General features: G+C 72.3%; 24 protein-coding genes. 9 read left to right on the forward strand and 15 right to left on the reverse strand.

Annotation, left to right across the window (positions count from 1 at the left end):
* Positions 1-11: 11 nt before the first annotated feature.
* A complete protein-coding gene (gene bcp, locus FHU33_RS18365; RefSeq protein ID WP_142026667.1) occupies positions 12-512 on the forward strand; it encodes a thioredoxin-dependent thiol peroxidase in 501 nt (166 codons plus the stop codon).
* A 32-nt stretch (positions 513-544) separates the two neighbouring features.
* Here the strand turns inward: bcp and FHU33_RS18370 are convergent, their stop codons facing one another.
* The 6 genes from FHU33_RS18370 to FHU33_RS18395 all read right to left on the reverse strand — a co-directional run bounded on the left by FHU33_RS18370 (position 545) and on the right by FHU33_RS18395 (position 4811).
* Positions 545-1030: a DUF4262 domain-containing protein gene (locus FHU33_RS18370; RefSeq protein ID WP_142026668.1), complete on the reverse strand. Its 486-nt coding sequence runs from the start codon at positions 1028-1030 to the stop codon at positions 545-547.
* Positions 1031-1113: 83 nt separating this feature from the next.
* On the reverse strand, positions 1114-2067 hold the full coding sequence (locus tag FHU33_RS18375; RefSeq protein WP_142026669.1) for a DNA polymerase domain-containing protein: 954 nt from the start codon (positions 2065-2067) through the stop codon (positions 1114-1116).
* Positions 2068-2076: 9 nt separating this feature from the next.
* Positions 2077-2817: an MBL fold metallo-hydrolase gene (locus FHU33_RS18380; RefSeq protein WP_142026670.1), complete on the reverse strand. Its 741-nt coding sequence runs from the start codon at positions 2815-2817 to the stop codon at positions 2077-2079.
* 117 nt (positions 2818-2934) lie between these two features.
* Positions 2935-3885, reverse strand: a complete 951-nt coding sequence (locus FHU33_RS18385; protein ID WP_142026671.1) for a PLP-dependent cysteine synthase family protein — start codon at positions 3883-3885, stop codon at positions 2935-2937.
* 41 nt (positions 3886-3926) lie between these two features.
* Positions 3927-4202 carry a ubiquitin-like small modifier protein 1 gene (locus FHU33_RS18390; RefSeq protein ID WP_135133421.1) on the reverse strand — a complete coding sequence of 92 codons (276 nt, stop codon included), beginning with the start codon at positions 4200-4202 and terminating at the stop codon, positions 3927-3929.
* Between the two features lie 135 nt (positions 4203-4337).
* Positions 4338-4811 carry a M67 family metallopeptidase gene (locus FHU33_RS18395; protein WP_142026672.1) on the reverse strand — a complete coding sequence of 158 codons (474 nt, stop codon included), beginning with the start codon at positions 4809-4811 and terminating at the stop codon, positions 4338-4340.
* Between the two features lie 102 nt (positions 4812-4913).
* On the opposite strand from FHU33_RS18395, the gene FHU33_RS18400 reads away from it, so the two are divergent.
* On the forward strand, positions 4914-5267 hold the full coding sequence (locus FHU33_RS18400) for a hypothetical protein (RefSeq protein ID WP_142026673.1): 354 nt from the start codon (positions 4914-4916) through the stop codon (positions 5265-5267).
* Here the strand turns inward: FHU33_RS18400 and FHU33_RS18405 are convergent.
* Positions 5206-5706 (reverse strand): DUF2017 family protein, encoded by a 501-nt coding sequence (locus tag FHU33_RS18405; RefSeq protein ID WP_142026674.1) that lies wholly within the window; start codon positions 5704-5706, stop codon positions 5206-5208. The genes FHU33_RS18400 and FHU33_RS18405 overlap by 62 nt on opposite strands.
* 73 nt (positions 5707-5779) lie before the next feature.
* Positions 5780-6076 (reverse strand): ATP-dependent Clp protease adapter ClpS, encoded by a 297-nt coding sequence (gene clpS / locus FHU33_RS18410; protein WP_142026675.1) that lies wholly within the window; start codon positions 6074-6076, stop codon positions 5780-5782.
* Between the two features lie 60 nt (positions 6077-6136).
* Here clpS and FHU33_RS18415 point away from each other — a divergent pair, with 60 nt between their 5' ends.
* Both FHU33_RS18415 and FHU33_RS18420 read left to right on the forward strand, forming a co-directional pair.
* Positions 6137-7444, forward strand: a complete 1308-nt coding sequence (locus tag FHU33_RS18415; RefSeq protein WP_142026676.1) for a nicotinate phosphoribosyltransferase — start codon at positions 6137-6139, stop codon at positions 7442-7444.
* A 14-nt stretch (positions 7445-7458) separates the two neighbouring features.
* Positions 7459-8028 carry a nicotinamidase gene (locus FHU33_RS18420; protein ID WP_142026677.1) on the forward strand — a complete coding sequence of 190 codons (570 nt, stop codon included), beginning with the start codon at positions 7459-7461 and terminating at the stop codon, positions 8026-8028.
* A gap of 102 nt (positions 8029-8130) precedes the next feature.
* On the opposite strand, the gene serB is transcribed toward FHU33_RS18420, so the two are convergent.
* Both serB and ctaD read right to left on the reverse strand, forming a co-directional pair.
* Positions 8131-9390: a phosphoserine phosphatase SerB gene (serB, locus tag FHU33_RS18425; protein ID WP_246063828.1), complete on the reverse strand. Its 1260-nt coding sequence runs from the start codon at positions 9388-9390 to the stop codon at positions 8131-8133.
* Between the two features lie 109 nt (positions 9391-9499).
* A complete protein-coding gene (gene ctaD, locus FHU33_RS18430) occupies positions 9500-11251 on the reverse strand; it encodes an aa3-type cytochrome oxidase subunit I (RefSeq protein ID WP_142026679.1) in 1752 nt (583 codons plus the stop codon).
* Positions 11252-11472: 221 nt separating this feature from the next.
* Here ctaD and FHU33_RS18435 point away from each other — a divergent pair, with 221 nt between their 5' ends.
* Positions 11473-11736, forward strand: coding sequence for a GlsB/YeaQ/YmgE family stress response membrane protein (locus FHU33_RS18435; RefSeq protein ID WP_142026680.1), 264 nt, complete (start codon positions 11473-11475; stop codon positions 11734-11736).
* Here the strand turns inward: FHU33_RS18435 and FHU33_RS18440 are convergent.
* Both FHU33_RS18440 and FHU33_RS18445 read right to left on the reverse strand, forming a co-directional pair.
* A complete protein-coding gene (locus tag FHU33_RS18440) occupies positions 11706-12596 on the reverse strand; it encodes a putative RNA methyltransferase (protein ID WP_246063830.1) in 891 nt (296 codons plus the stop codon). The two genes, FHU33_RS18435 and FHU33_RS18440, sit on opposite strands and share 31 nt — an antisense overlap.
* Positions 12593-13102, reverse strand: coding sequence for a metallophosphoesterase family protein (locus FHU33_RS18445; RefSeq protein WP_142026681.1), 510 nt, complete (start codon positions 13100-13102; stop codon positions 12593-12595). The genes FHU33_RS18440 and FHU33_RS18445 overlap by 4 nt, the downstream gene beginning before the upstream one ends.
* Positions 13103-13178: 76 nt before the next feature.
* On the opposite strand from FHU33_RS18445, the gene FHU33_RS18450 reads away from it, so the two are divergent.
* Positions 13179-13361 carry a hypothetical protein gene (locus FHU33_RS18450; RefSeq protein ID WP_142026682.1) on the forward strand — a complete coding sequence of 61 codons (183 nt, stop codon included), beginning with the start codon at positions 13179-13181 and terminating at the stop codon, positions 13359-13361.
* A gap of 94 nt (positions 13362-13455) precedes the next feature.
* Here FHU33_RS18450 and FHU33_RS18455 read toward each other — a convergent pair whose 3' ends face one another.
* The 3 genes from FHU33_RS18455 to FHU33_RS25975 form a co-directional block, all read right to left on the reverse strand.
* Positions 13456-14415 carry a cytochrome c oxidase assembly protein gene (locus FHU33_RS18455; protein WP_246063831.1) on the reverse strand — a complete coding sequence of 320 codons (960 nt, stop codon included), beginning with the start codon at positions 14413-14415 and terminating at the stop codon, positions 13456-13458.
* Between the two features lie 121 nt (positions 14416-14536).
* Positions 14537-15454 (reverse strand): cation diffusion facilitator family transporter, encoded by a 918-nt coding sequence (locus tag FHU33_RS18460; RefSeq protein WP_142026683.1) that lies wholly within the window; start codon positions 15452-15454, stop codon positions 14537-14539.
* Between the two features lie 97 nt (positions 15455-15551).
* Positions 15552-17162, reverse strand: a complete 1611-nt coding sequence (locus tag FHU33_RS25975) for a M23 family metallopeptidase (RefSeq protein ID WP_246063833.1) — start codon at positions 17160-17162, stop codon at positions 15552-15554.
* A gap of 288 nt (positions 17163-17450) precedes the next feature.
* On the opposite strand from FHU33_RS25975, the gene FHU33_RS18470 reads away from it, so the two are divergent.
* The 3 genes from FHU33_RS18470 to FHU33_RS18480 all read left to right on the forward strand — a co-directional run bounded on the left by FHU33_RS18470 (position 17451) and on the right by FHU33_RS18480 (position 21039).
* Positions 17451-18632 (forward strand): alcohol dehydrogenase catalytic domain-containing protein, encoded by a 1182-nt coding sequence (locus FHU33_RS18470; RefSeq protein WP_142026684.1) that lies wholly within the window; start codon positions 17451-17453, stop codon positions 18630-18632.
* A gap of 199 nt (positions 18633-18831) precedes the next feature.
* Entirely contained in the window at positions 18832-20025 is a 1194-nt protein-coding gene (locus FHU33_RS18475) for an MFS transporter (RefSeq protein WP_142026685.1), read from the forward strand.
* Between the two features lie 165 nt (positions 20026-20190).
* Positions 20191-21039 carry a DUF4190 domain-containing protein gene (locus tag FHU33_RS18480; protein WP_142026686.1) on the forward strand — a complete coding sequence of 283 codons (849 nt, stop codon included), beginning with the start codon at positions 20191-20193 and terminating at the stop codon, positions 21037-21039.
* The last annotated feature ends 19 nt before the right edge of the window (positions 21040-21058 follow it).

Here is a 21058-nt window from a genome sequence, read left to right on the forward strand (position 1 = left end):
GGATGCCGGACATGAGCGAGACCGACAGCGGGCCGGGCACGGCGCCCGTCCGCCTCTCCCCCGGCGACCCGGCACCGGCCTTCACCCTTCCCGACGCCGACGGCACGCCGGTGTCGCTCGCCGACCACCGCGGTCGCCGCGTGATCGTGTACTGCTACCCGGCGGCGTTGACCCCGGGCTGCACCACGCAGGCCGTCGACTTCACCGCGGCCGCGGGCCACCTGGCCGAGGCCGGCCTGGACATCATCGGGATCAGCCCCGACCAGCCGGAGAAGCTGCTGCGCTTCCGGGAGAAGGAGGAGCTCGGCATCACGCTGGTCTCCGACCCCGAGAAGGCCGTGCTCCGGGCCTACGGCGCATACGGGCCGAAGAAGCTGTACGGCAAGGAGGTCGTCGGCGTGATCCGCTCGACCTTCATCGTCGACGCCGAGGGCCGTATCGAGCAGGCCTCCTACAACGTCAAGGCGACCGGCCACGTCGCCAAGCTGATGCGTGACCTGGGCATCGACTGATGGGACACGACCGGCGGGACGTGGACTGATCCTCACGCCCGCCACGTCCCGGGACGGGGCTGGCACTCGGGCCCGCACGGATAGCCGTCGTCCCACGGGAACATGCCGTCGGCGTGGTCCCAGGTGAGCTGGTAGGCGGGCACCGAGTACTCGGCCGGCCGCTCGTAGAACCGGTTCGCGGCCAGGAGCACCTCACCCGCGTTGGGCAGGCGCTCGACGACGAGCCGCCCCTCGTGGTCGGGCCAGGTCAGCAGCTCGCCGGCCACCAGGTCGCGTCCGTCGGCCACCATGCCCGCGACCCGGCCGAGCATCGCGTGCGCCGTCCCGGCCCCCACCCCGACGACGACCACCTCCGGGTGGCCGAGGCCGAACAGCCCGATGGTGTAGCCGAAGGCCGGCTCGCCGGGCTGCTCGCCCTCGCCGACGTACTGGACCGCCCAGCGGTGGGCCCGGATGGTCTGCGCGAGGTGGGCGTCCTCCTGGTCCAGCCAGGCGATGGTCTGCGGGTCGCTCGTCATGCGCCACAGCGTCCGCCGCAGCACCGACAGAACGCCCGGTCGGCCGCGGACCTGTGGATCGAGGTCGGACCTGGGGACGGCGGTCAGCCGCCGTCGCTCTCCCGCTTCGCCCGGGCCCGGCGCCTGCCCTCGTGCATGGCCTGGACGCGGGCGATCGGGATGGTGTGCCCCTCCGCGACCACGTCCGCGGGCAGCTCCTGCGGCGCCGGAAGGGCGGCCGCCCACGGATCGTCGTCGCCCAGCACCCGCCGCGCCGTCGTGACCGTGACCGCCCCGGGACGCGCCTGGTCCACCGAATCCCAGGACACCGGCGCCGACACCGGCAGCCCGCGCCGGATGCGCGGGCTGTAGGCGGCCACGATCGTCGACTGGCCGGCGCGGGTGGAGTCGACGAAGACCTTCCCGCCCCGGTCCTCCTTGATGTACGCCGTCGTCGCGAGCTCCGGGTCCAGCCGCTCGGTCCTGGCCGCGAGCGCCCGGGTCGCCGCCGCCACGTCCTCGAAGGGCGCGCCCCGGACGGGAACCACGACGTGCAGCCCCTTCGCCCCGCTGGTCTTCACCGCCCCGGCGAGTCCGGCGTCCTCCAGCGCTTGCCGGACGAGGTGCGCCGTCCGCACCACCACGTCGAAGTCCGTCCCCTCGGGCGGGTCCAGGTCGAGGACGAGGCCCGTGGGCTCGTGCTCGCCGACGCGGAAGTTCGGCACGTGGAACTCGACCGCCCGCTGGTTGGCCAGCCACAGCAGCGTGCGCCGGTCGTCGCAGAGCACCTGGTGCACCTCGCGGCGCGCGGCCTCCGACCACACGGTCACGGTGCGCACCCAGTCGGGAGCGCCCTTGGAGACGTTCTTCTGCATGAACGGCGCGGAGCCGGGGCGCACCCGCTTGATGGTGAGCGGACGGCCGGCGAGCAGTGGCACGATGCGCTCGGAGAAGGCGTCGAGGTGGTCGACGAGGTCGCCCTTGGTCACGTCGAGGCCGTCACCCAGGGGCTGGTCGAGGCTGGTCAGCCGAACGCCGTCCCGTTCGTCGTCGGCCATCGTCGCCCCTCAGATGTCGTAGGTGGCGCCCGAGCGGACCAGCTCGGTCTCGGAGAAGACCGCACTGGCGGCGAAGAGCTGCCCGATCTCGTCGACCCAGGCGGGGATGTGGGTGAGCAGCAGCCGGCCGACCCCGGCCGCGGCGGCGTGCTCGCCCGCCTCGCGCCCGGTGAGGTGCAGGCCCTTCGGCAGGCCGGGGCCGGGCGGGTGGGCGGCCTCGGCGAGCAGCACGTCGGCGCCCCGGGCCAGTTCCACGACACGCTCGCACGGGCCGGTGTCACCGGTGTAGACCAGCGACCGTCCGCCGACCGTCAGCCGGATCGCATAGCACTCGATGGGATGGGCGGTGCGGGCGAGCGTCACCTCGAACGGGCCCAGCGTGAACGAGCCCGGTCCGACCGGCACGAAGTCGAAGACGTCGGTGATCCCGTCGCCGTCGACGTCGTAGGCCAGGGCGAGGCGCCGCTCGGCGGCCACCGGCGCGTAGAGCGGCACGTGCTTCTTCGTGGCCCGTCCGGAGTACCGGTGCCAGACGACGAACGGCGCGACGTCGAGGCAGTGGTCGGCGTGCAGGTGGGACAGGTAGACGGCGTCGATCGAGTCCGGGTCGGCCACGCCCTGCAGCGCGCCGAACGCCCCGCTCCCCAGGTCGAGCAGCAGCCGGAAGCCGTCGTGCTCGACGAGATAACTGGACGCCGCCGACTTCGGCCCCGGCGCGCTGCCCGAGCAGCCGACGACGGTGAGCTTCACGCGGCGACTCCCGAGCGCCCGCCGCCGCTCCGCGCCCCTGCTGCCACCGCCACGATCATCATCGCCGGTCAGGCTAACGGCCGGCGCCGACGCTCTGCAGACCGCGTACCGCCGGGCTCACGCCCAGAGCTGGCCCTCCAGCGAGGAGGTGGCGTCCTCCAGCGAACCGGAGTAGGCCCCGGTGGAGAGGTACTTCCAGCCGCCGTCGCAGACGATGAAGACGATGTCGGCGTGGCGGCCGGCGGCGACCTCCTTGTCGGCGATGCCGAGCGCGGCGTGCAGGATCGCGCCGGTCGAGATGCCGGCGAAGATGCCCTCGCGCTCCACCAGCTGGCGGGTGCGGTGGATGGCGTCCTCGGGACCGACGGAGAAGCGGGAGTCCAGCAGCGAGGCGTCGTAGAGCTCGGGGATGAAGCCCTCGTCGATGTTGCGCAGGCCGTAGACCAGCTCGCCGTAGCGGGGCTCGGCGGCGATCACCTGCACCTCGGGCTTGTTCTCCCGCAGGAAGCGGGAGACGCCCATGAGGGTGCCGGTCGTCCCGAGCCCGGCGACGAAGTGGGTGATCGACGGCAGGTCCGCGAGGATCTCCGGGCCGGTGCCGTCGTAGTGCGCCTGCGCGTTCGCCGGGTTGCCGTACTGGTACAGCATCACCCAGTCCTCGTGCTCGGCGGCGAGCCCCTTGGCGACGGCCACCGCCTGGTTCGAGCCACCCGCGGCGGGCGAGAAGATGATCCTCGCGCCGAACATCTCCAGCAGCTGCCGCCGCTCCACCGAGGTGTTCTCCGGCATGACGCAGACCAGCTTGTAGCCGCGCTGCTTGGCGACCATGGCCAGCGAGATCCCGGTGTTGCCGCTGGTCGGCTCCAGGATCGTCGCACCGGGCTGCAGGGAGCCGTCCTTCTCCGCCGCCTCGATCATCGCGATGGCCGCACGGTCCTTGATCGACCCGGTCGGGTTGTGGTCCTCGAGCTTGGCCCACAGCCGGACATCGGGGGTCGGCGACAGGTTCGGCAGCCCCACGAGCGGGGTGCCGCCGAGGGAGTCGACGAGGGAGGCGAAGCGGGCCATCAGAGCTCTTCCGTGTCAGGGAGCGGGTCGTGGACGGCCGTTCAGCCGCCGGCGACCGCCGGGAGGATCGTGACCGAGTCGCCGTCCTTGACCTGGGTGTCCAGGGCACCGGTGAAGCGGACGTCCTCGTCGTTGACGTAGACGTTGACGAACCGGTGCAGCTTGCCCTCCTCGGTGACGAGGCGGTTCTTCAGACCCGGGTGCTGGCTGTCCAGGTCGTCGACGAGCGCGCCCAGCGTGGCGCCGCTGCCCTCGACGGTCTTGTTGCCGCCGGTGTGGGTGCGCAGGATGGTCGGGATCCGGACCTCGATGGCCATGGCGTGTGGTTCTCCTCGCGAGCTGGGATGTCAGGGCGCCGCGCAACAGCATGGAACTGCGGCGGCGTTCGTGCGTCTGGACGGGCCAACGCCCGTTCCCCGCCGCCGATTCCGGACGGCGGGGCAGATCACCCGTCAGTCGTAGACGACGGTCGTGGGCGAGTGACCGAAGAGGTAGGACTCGACGATCTCGACCTCTTCCTCGCGCACCTCGCCGTCGACGATGCGGAAGCTGCGGAACTCGACCTCGTCGTCGGCCACGCCGGTCTGCGCCTCGTGGTGCCGCGTGGAGACCAGCACGTAGTGGGCCTCGGGCTCGGAGGCGTAGCTGATGTCGGTGCGCGACGGATAGGCCTCGGTGGCCGTGTGCGAGTGGTAGATGACGACCGGGACCTCGTCGCGGTCGTCCATGTCGCGGTAGAGCTTCAGCAGGTCGCCGGAGTCGAACTCGTAGAACGTCGGAGACCGTGCGGCGTTGAGCATCGGGATGAAGCGCTCAGGGCGGTCGCTGCCCTCGGGACCGGCGACGACGCCACAGGCCTCGTCCGGGTGGTCCTCCCGGGCGTGGGCCACGATGGCGTCGTAGGTCGCGCGGTCGATGCGCAGCACACCAGCAGTCTAGGCGGGCGCGGGCAGCGCCCCCTGCAGGGTCCCGCCCAGGGCCTGCGAGGGGTGGGGGGCAGGGGTCCTTCGTCCGATACCTTCCGGTACGTGCTGGTGAAGCTTCTGGTGGCCCTCGGGGTCCTCGTCTTCCCCGTGCCCGCGCTCGTCCTGGGCGCGCGGGGCTGGCTGAAGCGACCCGGTTACAGCGTCGACGAGCCGGCCGACCGCGTCTCCTACGTGCTGCTGGTGGCCCTGCGCGCGCTGGTGCTGCTCCTGCTGCTTGCCCTCTCGGCGGTGGTCCTGGTGTCCGCCGTCGGCGCGGCCGTCGTCGACGTCCAGTTGCACGGCATGGTCTACGTGTTCTTCGGCCTCGACCTGCTCCTGGCGCTGCTGGTCGTGCTCAGCTTCGGCCGCCCCGCCCGGCGACCAGTGCGTCGACGAGCGAGCCCTGCAACGCGGTGAGCCAGTAGTAGACGGCCAGCTGCTGGTCCTCCTCGCCGGCGATCTCCTCGGGCGGCTCCGTCTCCTCGCTGATCTCCAGGCGGGTGCCGAGGGCCAGCCTCAGATCGTTGGTGCTGCGCAGCCAGGCCGCCGCCTGGTCGGCGTCCAGACGGACCTCTCCCCCGGCCTCGGGCAGCGTGGCCCGCACCGTCGCGAGGTCGTCGGCCTTGCCGCTGCGCAGCGAGGCCTCGGTGAGCTCCCGGTAGTCGGCGGCCGCCTCCGGATCACCCCGGTGCCCGTCAGGCAGCAGCCGCGCGATCACCGGGTCGCCGCCCACGTCGTCGACGTCGGCCTCCAGCAGCTGCTCGAGCTGGTCGAGCAGCAAGCCGACGATGCCCGCCTCGGCCGCCTCCAGGCGTGCGACGAGGTCGCCACCACGGGCAGCGCGGAAGGGTTTCACGCACCCCTCCCCGCTGCGCTCGTCGGACGCGTGACACCTGGGTGCTCTGTCGTCAGTGAGCTCGCGGGCTCGCTCATGAATCCCTCTGGAAGCTGGCCCACAACCCGTACGCGTGCAGCCGGCTGGTGTCGTGCTCCATCCGCTCGCGCGGGCCGGAGCTGACGATCGCCTTGCCCTCGTGGTGCACCTGCAGCATCAGCGTCGTGGCCGTCGGCTCGTCGTAGCCGAACAGCTCCTGCAGCACGAAGGTCACGTAGGTCATGAGGTTGACCGGGTCGTTCCACACGATCGTCACCCACGGACGGGCGAGGTCGCCCAGTTCCTCGTCCGTGGTCTCCGGCGTCCGAGTCGGAGCGAGAGGTCCGGCCACGGGTCCACCTTAGGACGCCGATCTGCCCTGATCCCCGGCCCCGCCTACGCTTCGTCGATCATGACTGTGGACACCGGGCTCACTCCCCCGCCGGCACCCGCACTCTTCACCGACCGCTACGAGCTCACGATGGTGGCCGCGGCCCTCGCCGACGGCACCGCCGACCGGGAGTGCGTGTTCGAGGTCTTCGCCCGCCGGCTGCCGTTCGGCCGCCGCTACGGCGTCCTGGCCGGCACCGGGCGCCTGCTGGAGGCCCTCCCGCACTTCCGCTTCGGCGAGGACGAGCTCACCGCCCTGCGCGACCAGGGACTGACCGACGAGCGGCTGCTCGACTGGCTGGCCGGCTACCGCTTCTCCGGCGACATCGAGGGCTACGCGGAGGGCGACCTGTACTTCCCGGGCTCGCCGGTCCTCACCGTCCGCGCCCCGTTCGCGGAAGCTGTGCTGCTGGAGACCCTCGCCCTGTCGGTGCTCAACCACGACAGCGCCATCGCCTCGGCCGCGGCCCGCATGGTGGCCGCCGCCTGCGAGCGCCCCTGCATCGAGATGGGGTCCCGGCGCACGCACGAGGAGGCGGCGGTGGCGGCGGCCCGCGCCGCCCACCTGGTCGGTTTCGCGTCCACGTCCAACCTGGAGGCCGGCCGGCGCTACGGCATCCCGACCTCGGGGACCAGCGCGCACGCCTTCACGCTGCTGCACGACGACGAACGGTCGGCCTTCCAGGCCCAGGTGAACGCCCTGGGCCCCGGGACGACGCTGCTCGTGGACACCTACGACGTCGACCAGGGCATCCGGACGGCGGTCGAGGTGGCCGGCACCGGGCTCGGCGGCATCCGCCTGGACTCCGGTGACCTGCCGACGCTGGCCACCCACGCCCGGGAGCTGCTGGACTCCCTCGGCGCCACGACGACCCGCATCGTGGTGACCAGCGACCTCGACGAGTACGCGATCTCGGGGCTCATGGCGGCGCCGGTCGACCGCTACGGGGTCGGCACCTCCCTGGTGACGGGCTCGGGTGCCCCCACGGTGGGGATGGTCTACAAGCTCGTCGAGCGCGACGGCGTGCCGGTGGCGAAGAAGTCCGAGGGCAAGCGGTCGGTGGGTGGGCGCAAGTACGCCGTCCGCCGGCACGACGCCGACGGCGTGGCCGTCGCCGAGGTGGTCAGCAGCGCGCCGGTCACGCCCCGGGACGGCGACCGCGACCTCGTCGTCCCCCTGGTGGCCGGTGGTGAGGTCTGCGAGCCGGCGAGCCCGGTGGAGGCCCTCGCACGGGCGCGGGCCCACCACGAGCGGGTCCGCCAGGCACTTCCGCAGGAGGGCTGGGCGTTGTCACGGGGGGAACCCGTGCTGGAGACGGTCTCGTCGTGAGAGGAGGGACGGAGATGACCCGCGCACTGATCGTGGTCGACGTCCAGAACGACTTCTGCGAAGGCGGCAGCCTCGCCGTCGCGGGCGGTACCGCCGTGGCCGGGGCGATCACCGAACTGCTGTCCGGCTCGCACGGCTACGCCCACGTCGTCGCCACCCGTGACCACCACATCGACCCGGGCCACCACTTCGCCGAGCAACCGGACTTCCTGGAGACCTGGCCGGCGCACTGCGTCGTCGGAACCGGCGGCGTGGAACTGCATCCGGCACTGGACCGCGAGCCGCTCGATGCGGTCTTCGACAAGGGCGAGTACGCCGCCGCCTACTCCGGCTTCGAGGGCCGGGCGGGCGACGTGCCGCTGGCCGAGTGGCTGCGCGAGCGCGGCGTGGACGCGGTCGACGTCGTCGGCATCGCGACCGACCACTGCGTGCAGGCCACGGCACTCGACGCCGTGGGGAACGGCTTCTCCACCCGGGTGCTGCTGAATCTCACCGCCGGCGTCAGCGAGGCGAGCACCGAGGCCGCGCTGGAACAGCTGCGGACGGCCGGCGTGCAGCTCGAAGGTTCGGTCCACCGGGCCTGACCAGCTCCTTGCGACGTCCTCCCTCACCGCGCGGGGTCCTACCTCACGGTCGACGCCGAGGTAGGACCCTCGTCACCTGATCGTCGAGGCGCTCGAGCAGAATCACGGCGCCGCGTCGAGGACCTCGTCGCGGGTGAAGCCCAGCACCTGCAGGACGGCGTCCAGGTAGGGCTGGTTGAGCGCGGTGTGCGCCTGCTCGCGGACGAACGGCTTGGCGTTGAAGGCGATGCCCAGACCGGCGGCATTGAGCATGTCGAGGTCGTTGGCGCCGTCCCCGACGGCCACGGTCTGGTCCAGCGGGATGCCGTACTGCTCGGCGAACCGGGCCAGGGCCCGCGCCTTGCCCGGCCGGTCGACGATCTCCCCCACCAGGCCCCCGGTGAGCTTCCCGTCGACGACCTCCAGGGTGTTCGCGGCCGAGAAGTCCAGTCCCAGTGTCTCGGCGAGCGGCTCGGTGATCTGGGTGAACCCGCCACTGACGATCCCGCAGCGGAACCCCAGCCGCTGCAGCGTGCGGATCAGTGTCCGGGCGCCCGGGGTCAGCACCAGCGCCTCGCGCACCTCGTCGAGCACCTCCACCGGCAGACCGGCCAGGACGGCGACCCGCGCGCGGAGCGACTCGGCGAAATCCAGCTCGCCGTTCATCGCCGCCGCGGTGATCCGGGCGACCTCGGCGGCCCGGCCGGCACGAGCGGCCAGTTCGTCGATGACCTCGCCCCGGACCAGCGTCGAGTCGACGTCCAGCACGATCAGGCGCTTGCTGCGGCGGGCCAGGCCGACCTGTTCGACGGCGATGTCGGCGCCGGTGGCGGCGGCGACCGCCGCCAGGCGGGTGCGCAGGGTCGTCGCGTCGGCACCCGAGACGGTCAGCTCGAAGCTGGTCACGGGATAGTCCGAGAGCCGCCGGATGGCGTCGATGTTGCCGCCGATCCCGGCGATCGCCCGGGCGGCTCCCGCCACCGCGTCCGGGGGCACCGGCCGGCCCAGCACGATGACGTGGTGGGGGCGCCCCGGCAGCGGTGGCGAGCCCCCCGACGACGCCGCCTCGACCTGCACGTCCATCCCGGTCTCGTCGGCCACCCGGGCCGCGAGGTCCACGAGCCGGGCGACGAACACCGGTTCGGGTTCCGGGACGGCCCCCGCGGTGGGCGACGCCGCGACCACCACCCCGAGCACCAGGTGCCCGTGGACGACGACCTGCTCGACGTCGACCACCTCCACCGGGGCGCCGTCGCCGTCGGCGAGCGCGGAGAACAGCCGGGCGGTGACGCCGGGTCGGTCCTCCCCGGTCACGGTCAGGACGGCGCGCGCGACGGAAGGATGGTCGTCGACCGGGCGGCGGGAGATGGGGTCGAGCGGCACGCGCTCATCGTGCCGCACCGTCGTCGGGGCGCATGCACCCGGACCAGTGGACCGGAGAGGCCCAGAACCATGACGGTTCTGGGCCTCTCCGGTCCACTGCCCTGCGGACTCAGGTGGGGTCGGGGTCCTTCGGACCCTGGCGTGGGCCGGTGCCCCCGACCAACTCGCTGGCGTAGTGGCCCTTCCCCTTGCCGGCGTGCGCCTCGTCCTGCAGCCGCTGGAGGAGGTGCGGGTAGTGGGCCTCGAACGCCGGTCGCTCGGAACGGATCTTGGGGATCTCGACGAAGTTGTGCCGCGGCGGCGGGGACGACGTCGCCCACTCCAGCGAGTTGCCGGCCCCCCACGGATCGTCGCGCAGCGCGAGCTCCCCGTACTTCCAGGACTTCACCACGTTGTAGATGAACGGGATGACCGAGGCGCCGAGGATGAACGACCCGATGGTCGACACCATGTTCAAGGCCGTGAAGGTGTCGGTCTCCAGGTAGTCCACGTAGCGGCGGGGCATGCCCTCGCCGCCCAGCCAGTGCTGCACCAGGAAGGTGGTGTGGAAGCCGATGAAGGTCAGCCAGAACTGCAGCTTGCCCAGCCGCTCGTCCATCATCCGGCCGCACATCTTCGGGAACCAGAAGTAGATGCCCGCGTAGGCGGCGAAGACCACGGTGCCGAACACCACGTAGTGGAAGTGGGCGACGACGAAGTAGCTGTCGTTCACGTGCCAGTCCAGCGGCGGGCTGGCCAGCAGCACACCGGTGAGGCCGCCGAGCAGGAAGGTGACCATGAAGCCGATCGAGAACAGCATCGGCGTCTCGAAGGTCATCTGACCCCGCCACATCGTGCCGATCCAGTTGAAGAACTTGATCCCGGTGGGCACGGCGATCAGGTAGGTGAGGAAGGCGAAGAAGGGCAGCAGGACCGCGCCGGTGGCGTACATGTGGTGCGCCCACACCGCCAGCGACAGCGCGCCGATGGAGATGGTGGCGAAGACCATGCCCTTGTAGCCGAACAGCGGCTTGCGGCTGAACACCGGGATGATCTCGGTGACGATGCCGAAGAACGGCAGCGCGATGATGTAGACCTCGGGGTGGCCGAAGAACCAGAACAGGTGCTGCCACAGCATCGGCCCGCCGTTCTCATCGGAGTAGATGAGGGCGTCGAGGTTGCGGTCGGCCAGCATGCCGAAGATGGCGGCGGTCAGGATCGGGAAGGCCAGCAGGACGAGCACGCTGGTGACCAGCGCGTTCCAGGTGAAGATCGGCATCCGGAAGAGCGTCATCCCGGGCGCGCGCAGGCAGACGATCGTGGTGATGAAGTTGACGCCACCCAGGATCGTGCCCAGGCCGCTGACGGCCAGGCCGGCGAACCACAGGTTCGCTCCGGGACCCGGCGAGTGCACGCCGTTGGACAGCGGGGCGTAGGCATACCAGCCGAAGTCGGCGGCCCCGCCCGGGGTCAGGAAACCGGAGACCGCGATGAGGCTGCCGAAGAGGAACAGCCAGAAGGAGAAGGCGTTCAGCCGCGGGAACGCGACATCGGGAGCGCCGATCTGCAGCGGCATGATCAGGTTGCCGAACGCGAAGAACAGCGGCGTCGCGAACATCAGCAGCATGACCGTGCCGTGCATGGTCAGCAGCTGGTTGTACTGCTCCGGCGACAGGAACTGCAGCTCCGGCCGGGCGAGCTCGGCGCGCATCAGCAGCGCCATCAACCCGCCCCCGATGAAGAACGCGAACGAGGTGACCATGTACATCAGGCCGATGGTCTTGTGGTCGGTCGTCCGCAGCAGGTTGGACAGCCGCGAACCCTTGTCCGCCACGTGGACCGGACTCGGCCGACTCACGATGGGCGCCGGTGCAATCGTCACGCAGCGCAGCTTAGACGGTGCCCGTGCAGCAGCTCCGACCGACGAGGGAGGCGCGCCGGTCGGTGTCCCTGCGTGCCGCGCCGACAGGGACGCGGACGTCGTTCTGTGACCTAGGACACGATAGCGCCGAGGCCCCGGTCGTCACCAGGGTCCGGGCCCGAGGGCGGCCCTACGATCCCGGCACCTCGTCCGCATCCGCGGACCAGCACCGGGAGGTCGGCGTGGACGTCGGCGGCATCGTGCTCACGCTGGCCATCGGCCTGGTGGCCGGACTCATCGCCCGCGCCGTCGTCCCCGGCAAGCAGGACCTCGGCATCATCGCCACGCTGGTGCTCGGCCTCATCGGCTCCGTCGTCGGCAACCTGGTGGCCGGCCTGCTCCGCGACGGGCACGTGCAGTTCGACCTGGGCGGCTGGTGGGCCTCGATCCTCGGCGCCGTCCTCGTCCTGGCCCTCTACGTCGCCGTGGCCGGTCGCCGCCGGTAGGCGGTGACGTCGACCGAGACGGTGACGTCGACCGAGACGGTGACGTCGATCCGCTCGGGCAGCCTGGCCAGCCCGGCGTCGACCGCGGCCGGGGTCGTGTGCCGGGCGTGCGGCCCCATCCCGACCAGCGTGGCGGCGGCCGCCCGGGACAGTGACAGCTCCCACCGGTGCGTCGTGGCCCCGACCGGCTGCAGGTGCGGCTGCAGGGATGCCGCCAGGCGCGCGGCCTTGTCGGGATCCACCCGCAGGAGCTCCAGCGGGCCGACCAGTTCCCGCAGGTGCTCCGCCGCCGGGGTCACCACGACCAACCGGCCGTCCGGCCGGAGGACCCGGGCGATCTCCGGCCCGTTGCGCGGCGCGAAGACGACGAGGACCCGGTCGACGGCGTCGTCCCGCACCGGGAGCCGGGCCCAGCTGTCGGCGACGACCGCCACCGCGCGCTCGTGCGCCCGGGCCGCCCGGCGGGCGGCGTAGGGCGAGGAGTCCAGCACCACACCCACCGCGTCGGGCAGGCGGTCCAGCACACCGGCCAGGTGGTGCCCGGTTCCACCGCCGAGGTCGAGCAGGGAGGCGGGGACCCCGCCCGCCTCCACCGCATCGGCCACCGCCGCGGTGATCCCGGCGTAGTGACCCACCTCGAGGAAGGCCACCCGGTCGGCGACCATGGCTGCCGAGTCCCCCGACGGTGCCCGGTGCCCGGGCGGCAGCAGCGTGACGTGTCCCTGGCGGGCCCGGTCGAACGCGTGGCCCTCGTCGCAGCGCAGACCCGAGTCGTCCGGCAGCGCCTCCAGCGCCCGCCCGCACACCGGGCAGGCCAGCAGGGCGACGGCCCGCCGGTCCAGCGTCGGGCGCGGGCTCACCGCCGCGGCGGAACGGCGTGGAAGACGACGTCCCGCAGCTTCCCGTCGTCGGCGACGGCGGTGACGTAGGTGCCGTGCGGCTGGCGGCGTCGATCGGTGGGCGAGCCGGGGTTGAGCAGCCGCAGCCCGGAGGCCGCGGTGGTGTCCCAGGGGATGTGGCTGTGCCCGAACACCAGGACGTCGGTGCCGGGGAAGCGGGCCGCGCAGCGCAGCTCCCGCCCCTTGGCATCACCGGTCTCGTGGACGACGGCGAAGCGGATGCCCTCGAACTCGGTGCGCGCGATCTCGGGGAGACGCTCGCGGAGGGGTCCGTGGTCGTTGTTGCCGTACACCGCCACGAGCCGCCGCGAGCGGGCCTCGAACAGGTCGAGCAGGGCCGCGTCCACCCAGTCGCCGGCGTGGATCACGACGTCCGCCTCGGAGATCGCCGTCCACAGGGCATGAGGCAGGTCACGCGCGCGCTTCGGGACGTGCGTGTCCGAGGTGAACACCAGCGAAACAGGCACGACCACATGGTTGCAGGCCGCTACGTTCTCTCCCCGCCGGCGATCCGGCTCGATCCGCACGACCTGAGGACCTCCCGTGACCGAACCTCCCCGCTACCCCGCTGCGCCGGTCGGCCTGGCCGCGCAGGTGGAGGGCTACACCACCGCGTTCAGGTGGGCGGCCGCGCTGCTGCTGCTCGGTGCCGTCGTCGCGGTGGGGGTCCTGATCAAGGTGACCAGGGACGACCTGCCGGCCGAGATGGTGGTGCACGCGGGGTAGCGCTGATGATCAGGTTCCCTGATCACGATGGGACCTCCCTCGCGGTCGACACCGAGGGAGGACCCCATACGGCGAGGGAGGACGAACGCCGGCGTCAGCCGTTCCGTTCGGCGAGTGCGCGCAGCCGGGCGTTGTAGGCCTCGAGCTCGGCGTTCCCGTCCCGGTCGGCGGCCCGGTCCAGCGCCTTGGCCCGCCGGTCGTCAGAGCCGGCCCACGAGAAGAAGACGACGGCCAGGACCAGGACGGTCGGCAGCTCGCCGAACGCCCACACGATGCCGCCGGCTTCGCCCTGATCCCGGAGCGGGTCGACGCCCCAGCCGGCCGGGGGCTGGGCAAACGTGTCGACGACCAGTGAGCCGGCCATCATGATCGCGACGCCGAAGAAGGCGTGGAACGGCACCGGCAGGAAGAGCTCGAGCATCCGCCCGGGGTGGCTCAGCGTCCGCGGCCACGGGTCCTGCCCCACGATCGGCCCGAAGAACAGCAGCCCGGTGACGACGAAGTGGGCCAGCATCAGCTGGTGCCCGGCCGGGTTGGACATGAGCGCGTCGAAGAGCGGCGTGAAGTAGACGCCGTAGAGGCTCGCGATGAACAGCGGGATCGTGAAGAGCGGGGAGGCGAGGAACCGCGCCAGCCGGCTGTGCAGCCCATTGAGCAACAGGGCTCGCGGGACCCCCGCCGCACCGTGGCCCCGGGGCAGGGTCCGCAGCGCCAGGGTGACCGGCGCGGCGATGAGGAGCAGCAGCGGCGTGATCAGCGACAGAACCATGTGCTGGGTCATGTGGACGCTGAACAGCACCATGCTGTAGCCGTTGAACCAGGTGCCGGTGACGGCGAACAGCGAGGCAGTGCCGCCGATCCAGGCGAGCACCCGCCACCACGGCCAGGAGACGCCGGTCCGCCGCAGCCGCACCACGGCGCCCAGGTACACCAGCAGTCCGACGACGCTCAGGACGGCGAGGACCGACCACGGGTCCAGGTGCGGGAGGAACATCCGTCCCCACGTCGGCGGCTCGGCGGGCACCCACATGCCCGAGTGGTGCCCGTGCTCCACCGACTCCTCCTGACCGCTGCCGTCGCTGCTGCTCCACTGTCCCACCCCCGGCGGCCGGGCGGTGGCCCCCGTGCAGGGGGTCGCCGCGAGCCTGCGAGGGGCGGGGAAGAGGCAGCCTTCTTCAGTCGTGGACCGGCGACTCGTGCCCCGCGTGCGCCTCCGCCTCCAACTGGAACGTGCAGTGCTCCATGTCGAAGTGCTCCCCGAGGCACTCGCACAGCGCGTCGAGGACCCGGCCGCCGTGCCCGGCGGCCAGCGCCTCCTCGGTGACGACCACGTGCGCGGAGAGGACCGGCGACCCGGAGGTGATCGTCCAGGCGTGCAGGTCGTGGACCCCGAGGACGCCGTCGATCCCCAGGATGTGGGTGCGCACGACGTCCAGGTCGACGCCCCGGGGTGCGGCCTCGAGCAGGACGTCGAGCGCCTCGCGGAGCAGGCGCCAGGCACGGGGCACCACCAGGACCCCGATCACGGCCGAGGCGATGATGTCCGCAGGCGTCCAGCCGGTCGTCAGGATGACGACGGCGGCCACGATCACGGCGACCGATCCGAGGGCGTCGGCGAGCACCTCCAGGTAGGCGCCCCTCAGGTTCAGCGACGCGTCGCGCCCGCGGTGCAGCACCGCCAGGGAGCCGAGGTTCACGACCAGGCCGACGGCGGCGACGACCAGCATCAGGCCGGACCCGATCTCGGGCGGCTCCCCGATCCGGCGCACCGCCTCGACGAGGACGTAACCGGCGACCACGAGGAGCAGCAGACCGTTGGCGACGGCGGCGAGGATCTCGACCCGCTGCCAGCCGAAGGTGCGGCGGCCCCGCGCGGGCCGCTGGGCGAGACTCACCGCTGCCAGGGCGAGGGCGATCCCGGCCGCGTCGGTGGCCATGTGGCCGGCATCGGCCAGCAGCGCGAGGGAGCCCGACAGCAGGCCCCCGACGATCTCGGCGGCCATGACGCCGAGGGTCAGGGCGAGGACGACCGCCAGGCGGCGGCGATGGCCTCCTGCCGCGGTTCCCGGCGCGTGCGTGTGCCCGTGCCCCACCGTTCGCCTCCCCCCACCGACTCCTGAGGGCAGTCTCCCCCAACGCCGGCACCCCCCGCCGGGAGGCCGGCAGGGGGCGTCAGCGTTGCGGCGGAGCTCAGATGGCGACGCCGCGCTCCCGGAGCCACGGCAGCGGGTCGATCTTCTGGCCGTCGAGTCCGCCGACGTGCACCTCGAAGTGCAGGTGCGGACCGGTGGACTGGCCGCGGTTGCCCAGCAGCGCGATGGTGTCGCCCGCGCGGACGACCTGACCGGCCTCGACCAGGATCGAGTCCATGTGGCCGTAGACGGTGACGTCGCCGTTCTCGTGCTGGATGTACACGGCGAGGCCGAAGCCACTGGCCGGGCCGGCCTCGAGCACGACGCCGTCCATGACCGCGTACTCGGGGGTCTGCATGGGCGCCGCGAGGTCGATGCCCGCGTGGAGGGTGCCCCAGCGGGGACCGAACTGGCTGGTGAGGCGCGCTCCCTGGACCGGGAGGACGGCCTTGGGGCGGGCGGCCTCGGCCGCCGCCTCGGCGGCGACCCGGTCGGCCTCGGCCTGGACCTGGGCGGCCGCCGCCTGCTCGGCGTCGCGGACGCTGCGGCTGGCCGCCAGGTCCCCGAGAAGCTCCGCCGCGTCGGTGTCGGTGATGGCCTCGGCCGGCGTCGCCTCGATGCCGAGTTCCTCCGCGACGCTCACCGAGTGGCTCATCGTGGCGGTTGCCTGAGCGGCGGGCTCGGTGGTCGTGACCGCGCTGATGCTCATGGCGCCGACCAGGGCCGCCGCCAGGTACAGGGCCGGATGACGGCCGATCGACGGCGGCCGGCGACGCATGAAGCGCGCCCCCCGACGTCCGGTCGGGTCGGCCACCGCCGTCCCGGTGGTGGGGGCGGGCTGCGCGGCGGCAATCGCCTCGGACGACTCGGCCGGCGACGCGAGGACCTGCACCGCGGGAACGGTGCGCTTGTGGGGCGTCGGCCGGACCCGGGTGGGCTCGCCTGCCGTCGCGACGGTGCCGGCCGTCGCGGTCTTCTGCGCGGCCGGAGCAGCCTTCGCCGTGGCGGCCTCGGCGGCAGTGGCGGGCTTCCCAGCGGGGGCGGCCTTCGCAGCGGTCGTCTTGGCCGCGGCAGCGGGCTTCGCGGTGGTCGCGGCCTTGGTCGTGCGCTTGGTCGCGGCGGCAGGCTTCGCGGCCGGAGCAGCCTTCGCCGTGGCGGCCTCGGCGGCAGTGGCGGGCTTCCCAGCGGGGGCGGCCTTCGCAGCGGTCGTCTTGGCCGCGGCAGCGGGCTTCGCGGTGGTCGCGGCCTTGGTCGTGCGCTTGGTCGCGGCGGCAGCCTTGGCGGCGGTGGCGGCCTTGACGGTGGCGGACTTGGCCGTGACCGCCTTCTCCGACGCCGCCTTGGTGGTCGCCGCCTTGACCGTCGCGGCCTTGGCCGAGGCGACCTTCCTGGTCGCCGTCCCGGCAGCCTTGGCGCGAGCGCCCAGCGTGCCGGCGGCCTCGGCACCGGTGGTGCGAGGGGTGCGACCTGCGGCGGCCGTGGCACCGGTGGTCGTCTGGGTGGACCCGGAGCGCTTCGCCGTCCCCTGGCGCTGCGTCGGGACCGAGCTGGTCGCCTCCTCGACAGCCGGCCGGCGCGAGGTCCCGCGGGCCGTGGCGAGGGTCGAAGCGGACCCGGTCTCGGGCTCCGATCCCTCGGCGAGGAGGCGGTCCTGGTGGAGCGAGCTCATGCACCTGACTTCCGTTGGCGGACATTCCACGTGCACTCCCGGGGAGAGGAGCGGGGCCCATGTAAACACGTCGTGATGTTTTCGTGACCTGGCCGCCTGGGTATTCACCTGCAGTTTTGTGTCCTGGGCCACCAGAACGCACGGATGTAGTTCCGCAGCGCGTGCTCGTTTGGATACAGAGCGTCATCGCCACGCCTCGATTTGTTGAAAGTGGCGCGATCCAAGTCACGGAGGGGCAGGAGTGCCTCCAAGGGGGCCGAACCGCGGCCCGATCGAGGGAGTCGAGACATGCGCGCAGTGACATGGCACGGCCGAGCGGACGTCCGCGTCGACACGGTTCCGGACCCCGTCATCCAGGAGCCGACGGACGTGATCATCGAGGTCACCTCCAGCGGCATCTGCGGTTCCGACCTCCACCTCATCGAGGTCATGGCGCCGTTCATGACGGTCGGCGATGTCATGGGTCACGAGCCGATGGGCGTCGTCCGCGAGGTGGGTGCGGAGGTCACGGAGGTGAAGCCCGGCGACCGCGTCGTCGTCCCCTTCAACATCTCGTGCGGCACCTGCTGGACGTGCTCCCAGGGGCTGCAGTCCCAGTGCGAGACGACGCAGAACCGGGAGCGGGGCTTCGGCGCCTCCCTGTTCGGCTACACCAAGCTCTACGGCCAGGTGCCCGGCGGTCAGGCCGAGTACCTCCGCGTGCCCTTCGGCAACACCCTTCCGATCACGGTGCCCGAGGGCCCGGCCGACGACCGCTTCGTCTACCTCTCCGACGTCCTGCCGACCGCCTGGCAGGCGGTGCAGTACGCCGGCATCCCCGACGGCGGCACGGTGCTCGTGCTCGGCCTGGGTCCGATCGGCGACATGGCGACCCGCATCGCCCTGCACCTGGGTGCGGGCACGGTGTTCGGCGCCGACGTGGTGCCCGAGCGCCTCGCGCGGGCGCGCGCGCGTGGAGTCACGGTGATCGACTCCACGAAGCAGGCCGACGTCGTCCAGGCCGTGCGCGACGCCACGTCCGGCCGCGGCCCTGACGCCGTCATCGACGCCGTCGGCATGGAGGCCCACGGTTCACCCGTGGCCTCGATCGTGCAGAAGGCGACCGCCGTCGTCCCGGACGCGATCATGGAGAAGGTCATGCAGGTGGCCGGCGTGGACCGCCTGGCGGCCCTGAACACCGCCATCGAGGCGGTGCGCCGCGGCGGCACGATCTCGCTCTCCGGCGTCTACGGCGGCGCCACCGACCCACTGCCGCTCATGCGCATGTTCGACAAGCAGATCCAGCTCCGCATGGGCCAGGCCAACGTGTGGCGCTGGGTGCCCGACATCCTGCCGCTGCTCACCGACGAGGACCCGCTGGGCGTCGACACCTTCGCCACCCACCACGTGCCGCTCGCCGATGCCCGCGACGCCTACATGAACTTCCGCGAGAAGAAGGAAGGCCACGTCAAGGTCCTGCTCAAGCCGTGACGACGGCGGGGCGCCGGGTCCACCGGCGCCCCGCACCGTGTGACCAGACCCACCACCGTTCCCGGGCATGCCGGGCCGTCCCAGCCCCTTGCCTGTGAGCAGAGGACCGTCGCAGCGACGTCCCCGGTCCAGTGAGGACGACGAAGTCCGCCGGCCCGCTCCCCCGCCCGCGTACCCGCGTCCCCTGGAGTCCCGCCCCGTGCCTCGCGCGCTCCTCGCCCTGTGCATCGGCGCCTTCGGCATCGGCACCACCGAGTTCGTCGTCATGGGCATGCTGCCCGAGATCGCCGAGGGGCTGGGGGTCTCGGTGTCGGCCGTCGGCATCCTCATCTCCGCCTACGCGATCGGCGTCGTCGTCGGGGCGCCCACCCTGACCGCGCTCGGACTCCGCTTCACCCCGCGGCAGACCCTCGTCGCGCTGATGGTGATCTTCGTCGTCGGCAACACCCTGGCCGCCCTCGCCCCGTCGTACGGGCTGCTGGTCGCGGCGCGGGTGCTCACCGCCCTGGCGCACGGTTCGTTCTTCGGCGTCGGCGCGGTCGCCGCGCGCCGGCTCGTGCCGCCCGACCACGCCACCCGCGCGATCGCCCTGATGATCACCGGGCTCACGCTGGCGAACGTCATCGGCGTGCCGCTGGGAACCTTCGTCGCCCAGCACGCCGGCTGGCGGATCGTGCTGGCCGGCATCGCCCTCATCGGCGTCGGAACGATCGCCGGACTGCTCGCCTGGATGCCCGCGGGCCCCGGCGAGCCGACCGACCTGAAGGCCGAGCTGCACGCCTTCCGGCGAGGTCAGGTCTGGCTGGTCCTGGCCCTGACGATGATCGGATTCTCCGCCCTGTTCGCCGTGTACAGCTACGTCAGCCCGATCCTCACCGAGCTGGGCGGCATCCCGACGGAGTGGGTCACGCCGGTGCTCGCGCTCTTCGGCATCGGGACGACGGTCGGGACGCTCGCGGGCGGCCGGCTCGGTGACCGCTACGGCTTCTCCTTCGTCGCCGTCGGGCTGGTGGCGATGGCCGGCGTCCTGGTCGCCTTCGCCTTCCTCGCCCGCACCACGGTCGCCGCCGTCGCCCTGCTCGTGCTCTTCGGCACGCTGTCCTTCGCGATCGGCCCGGTGGTGCAGAACGCCGTCATCGACGCCGCCCGGGTGCCCGGGGGCAGTCTGGTGTCGGCGGCCAACCAGGGCGCCTTCAACGTGGCCAACGCCGTGGGCGCGGCCCTGGGGGCGCTGGTCATCTCCCAGGGGTTGGGCTACACGGCTCCGATGTGGGTGGGCGCCGTCCTCGCGCTCGTCGGCGCGGTGCTCGCCGTCCTGGCCCGCCGGTCGGCCGTCGCCGACGTCGGCCTCGTCGACTGTCGGCCCGAGCCCACGGTGACCTCGGCCGCCTGACCGCGGTGGCCCCGGCTCAGCGTCGGCTGACTCGTCGACGCCGGATCACCGGGGGCTCGTGGGGCGGGTGGTGAGCCGGCCACCCGTGTCGCACGCGACCTCCGCTGTACGGGCCGGTCCGCACATACGGTCCCGTCCGTATCCGTGCCAGTCCGAGGAGTGACCGTGTCCTATCCACCGCAGGCCCCGTACCAGCAGTACGACCCTCCGTCCTACGGCCCGCCGTCCGGCCCGCCGCCGAAGCGGGGGGCGGGGCTCGCGATCGCCTCGATGGTGCTCGGCATCATCGCGCTGCTGCTGAGCTGGATCCCGATCATCAACAACGTCGCCGCGGTCATCGCGGTCGTCGGACTCGGTCTGGGGATCCCGGCCCTGATCCGCGCCCGGCGGGGCACCCACAACGGCACGGGCATGGCGATCACCGGCCTGGTGACCTCCGTGCTCGCCATCGTCCTCGTGATCCTGACGCAGATGCTCTTCGTGAAGGCCATCGAGGAGGTGGAGCAGAGCATCAACGAGGGCCTCGCCGAGGCCGAGGTCGCGCCGGTCGACCCGGGTGCAGAGGAAGCCACCGCGGACGAAGCCACCGCGCAGACGCCGGAGGTCGTGCCCCTCGGTGTTCCGGCTCAGGTCGGTGACTACCAGGTGACCCTCGACGCCATCGAGCTCAACGCCAACGAGACGGTGGCCGGTGCCAACGAGTTCAACGAGCCGCCGACCGGCCAGTACGTCATCACCCAGCTGACCGTCACCTACGTCGGAGCGGACGAGGGCATGCCGGGCTTCGACCTGACGGCGATCTTCCACGGCACCGACTCCCGCCAGTACAGCGACAGCGAGTGCTCGGCACTCCTGCCCGATGACGGCATCGATGCCCCGACGCTGAACAGCGGCGGGTCGGACACCTTCCAGTTCTGCATGGACGTGCCGCCGGCGGCCATCGAGGGCGGACAGCTGTCGATCGAGCCCACCATGAGCTTCGACGACGAGCGCGTCTTCTACGCCATCGGATAGTTCCGCATCGCAGCGCCGC

The sequence above is a fragment of the Blastococcus colisei genome (assembly GCF_006717095.1).
Taxonomy (GTDB): Bacteria; Actinomycetota; Actinomycetes; order Mycobacteriales; family Geodermatophilaceae; genus Blastococcus_B; species Blastococcus_B colisei.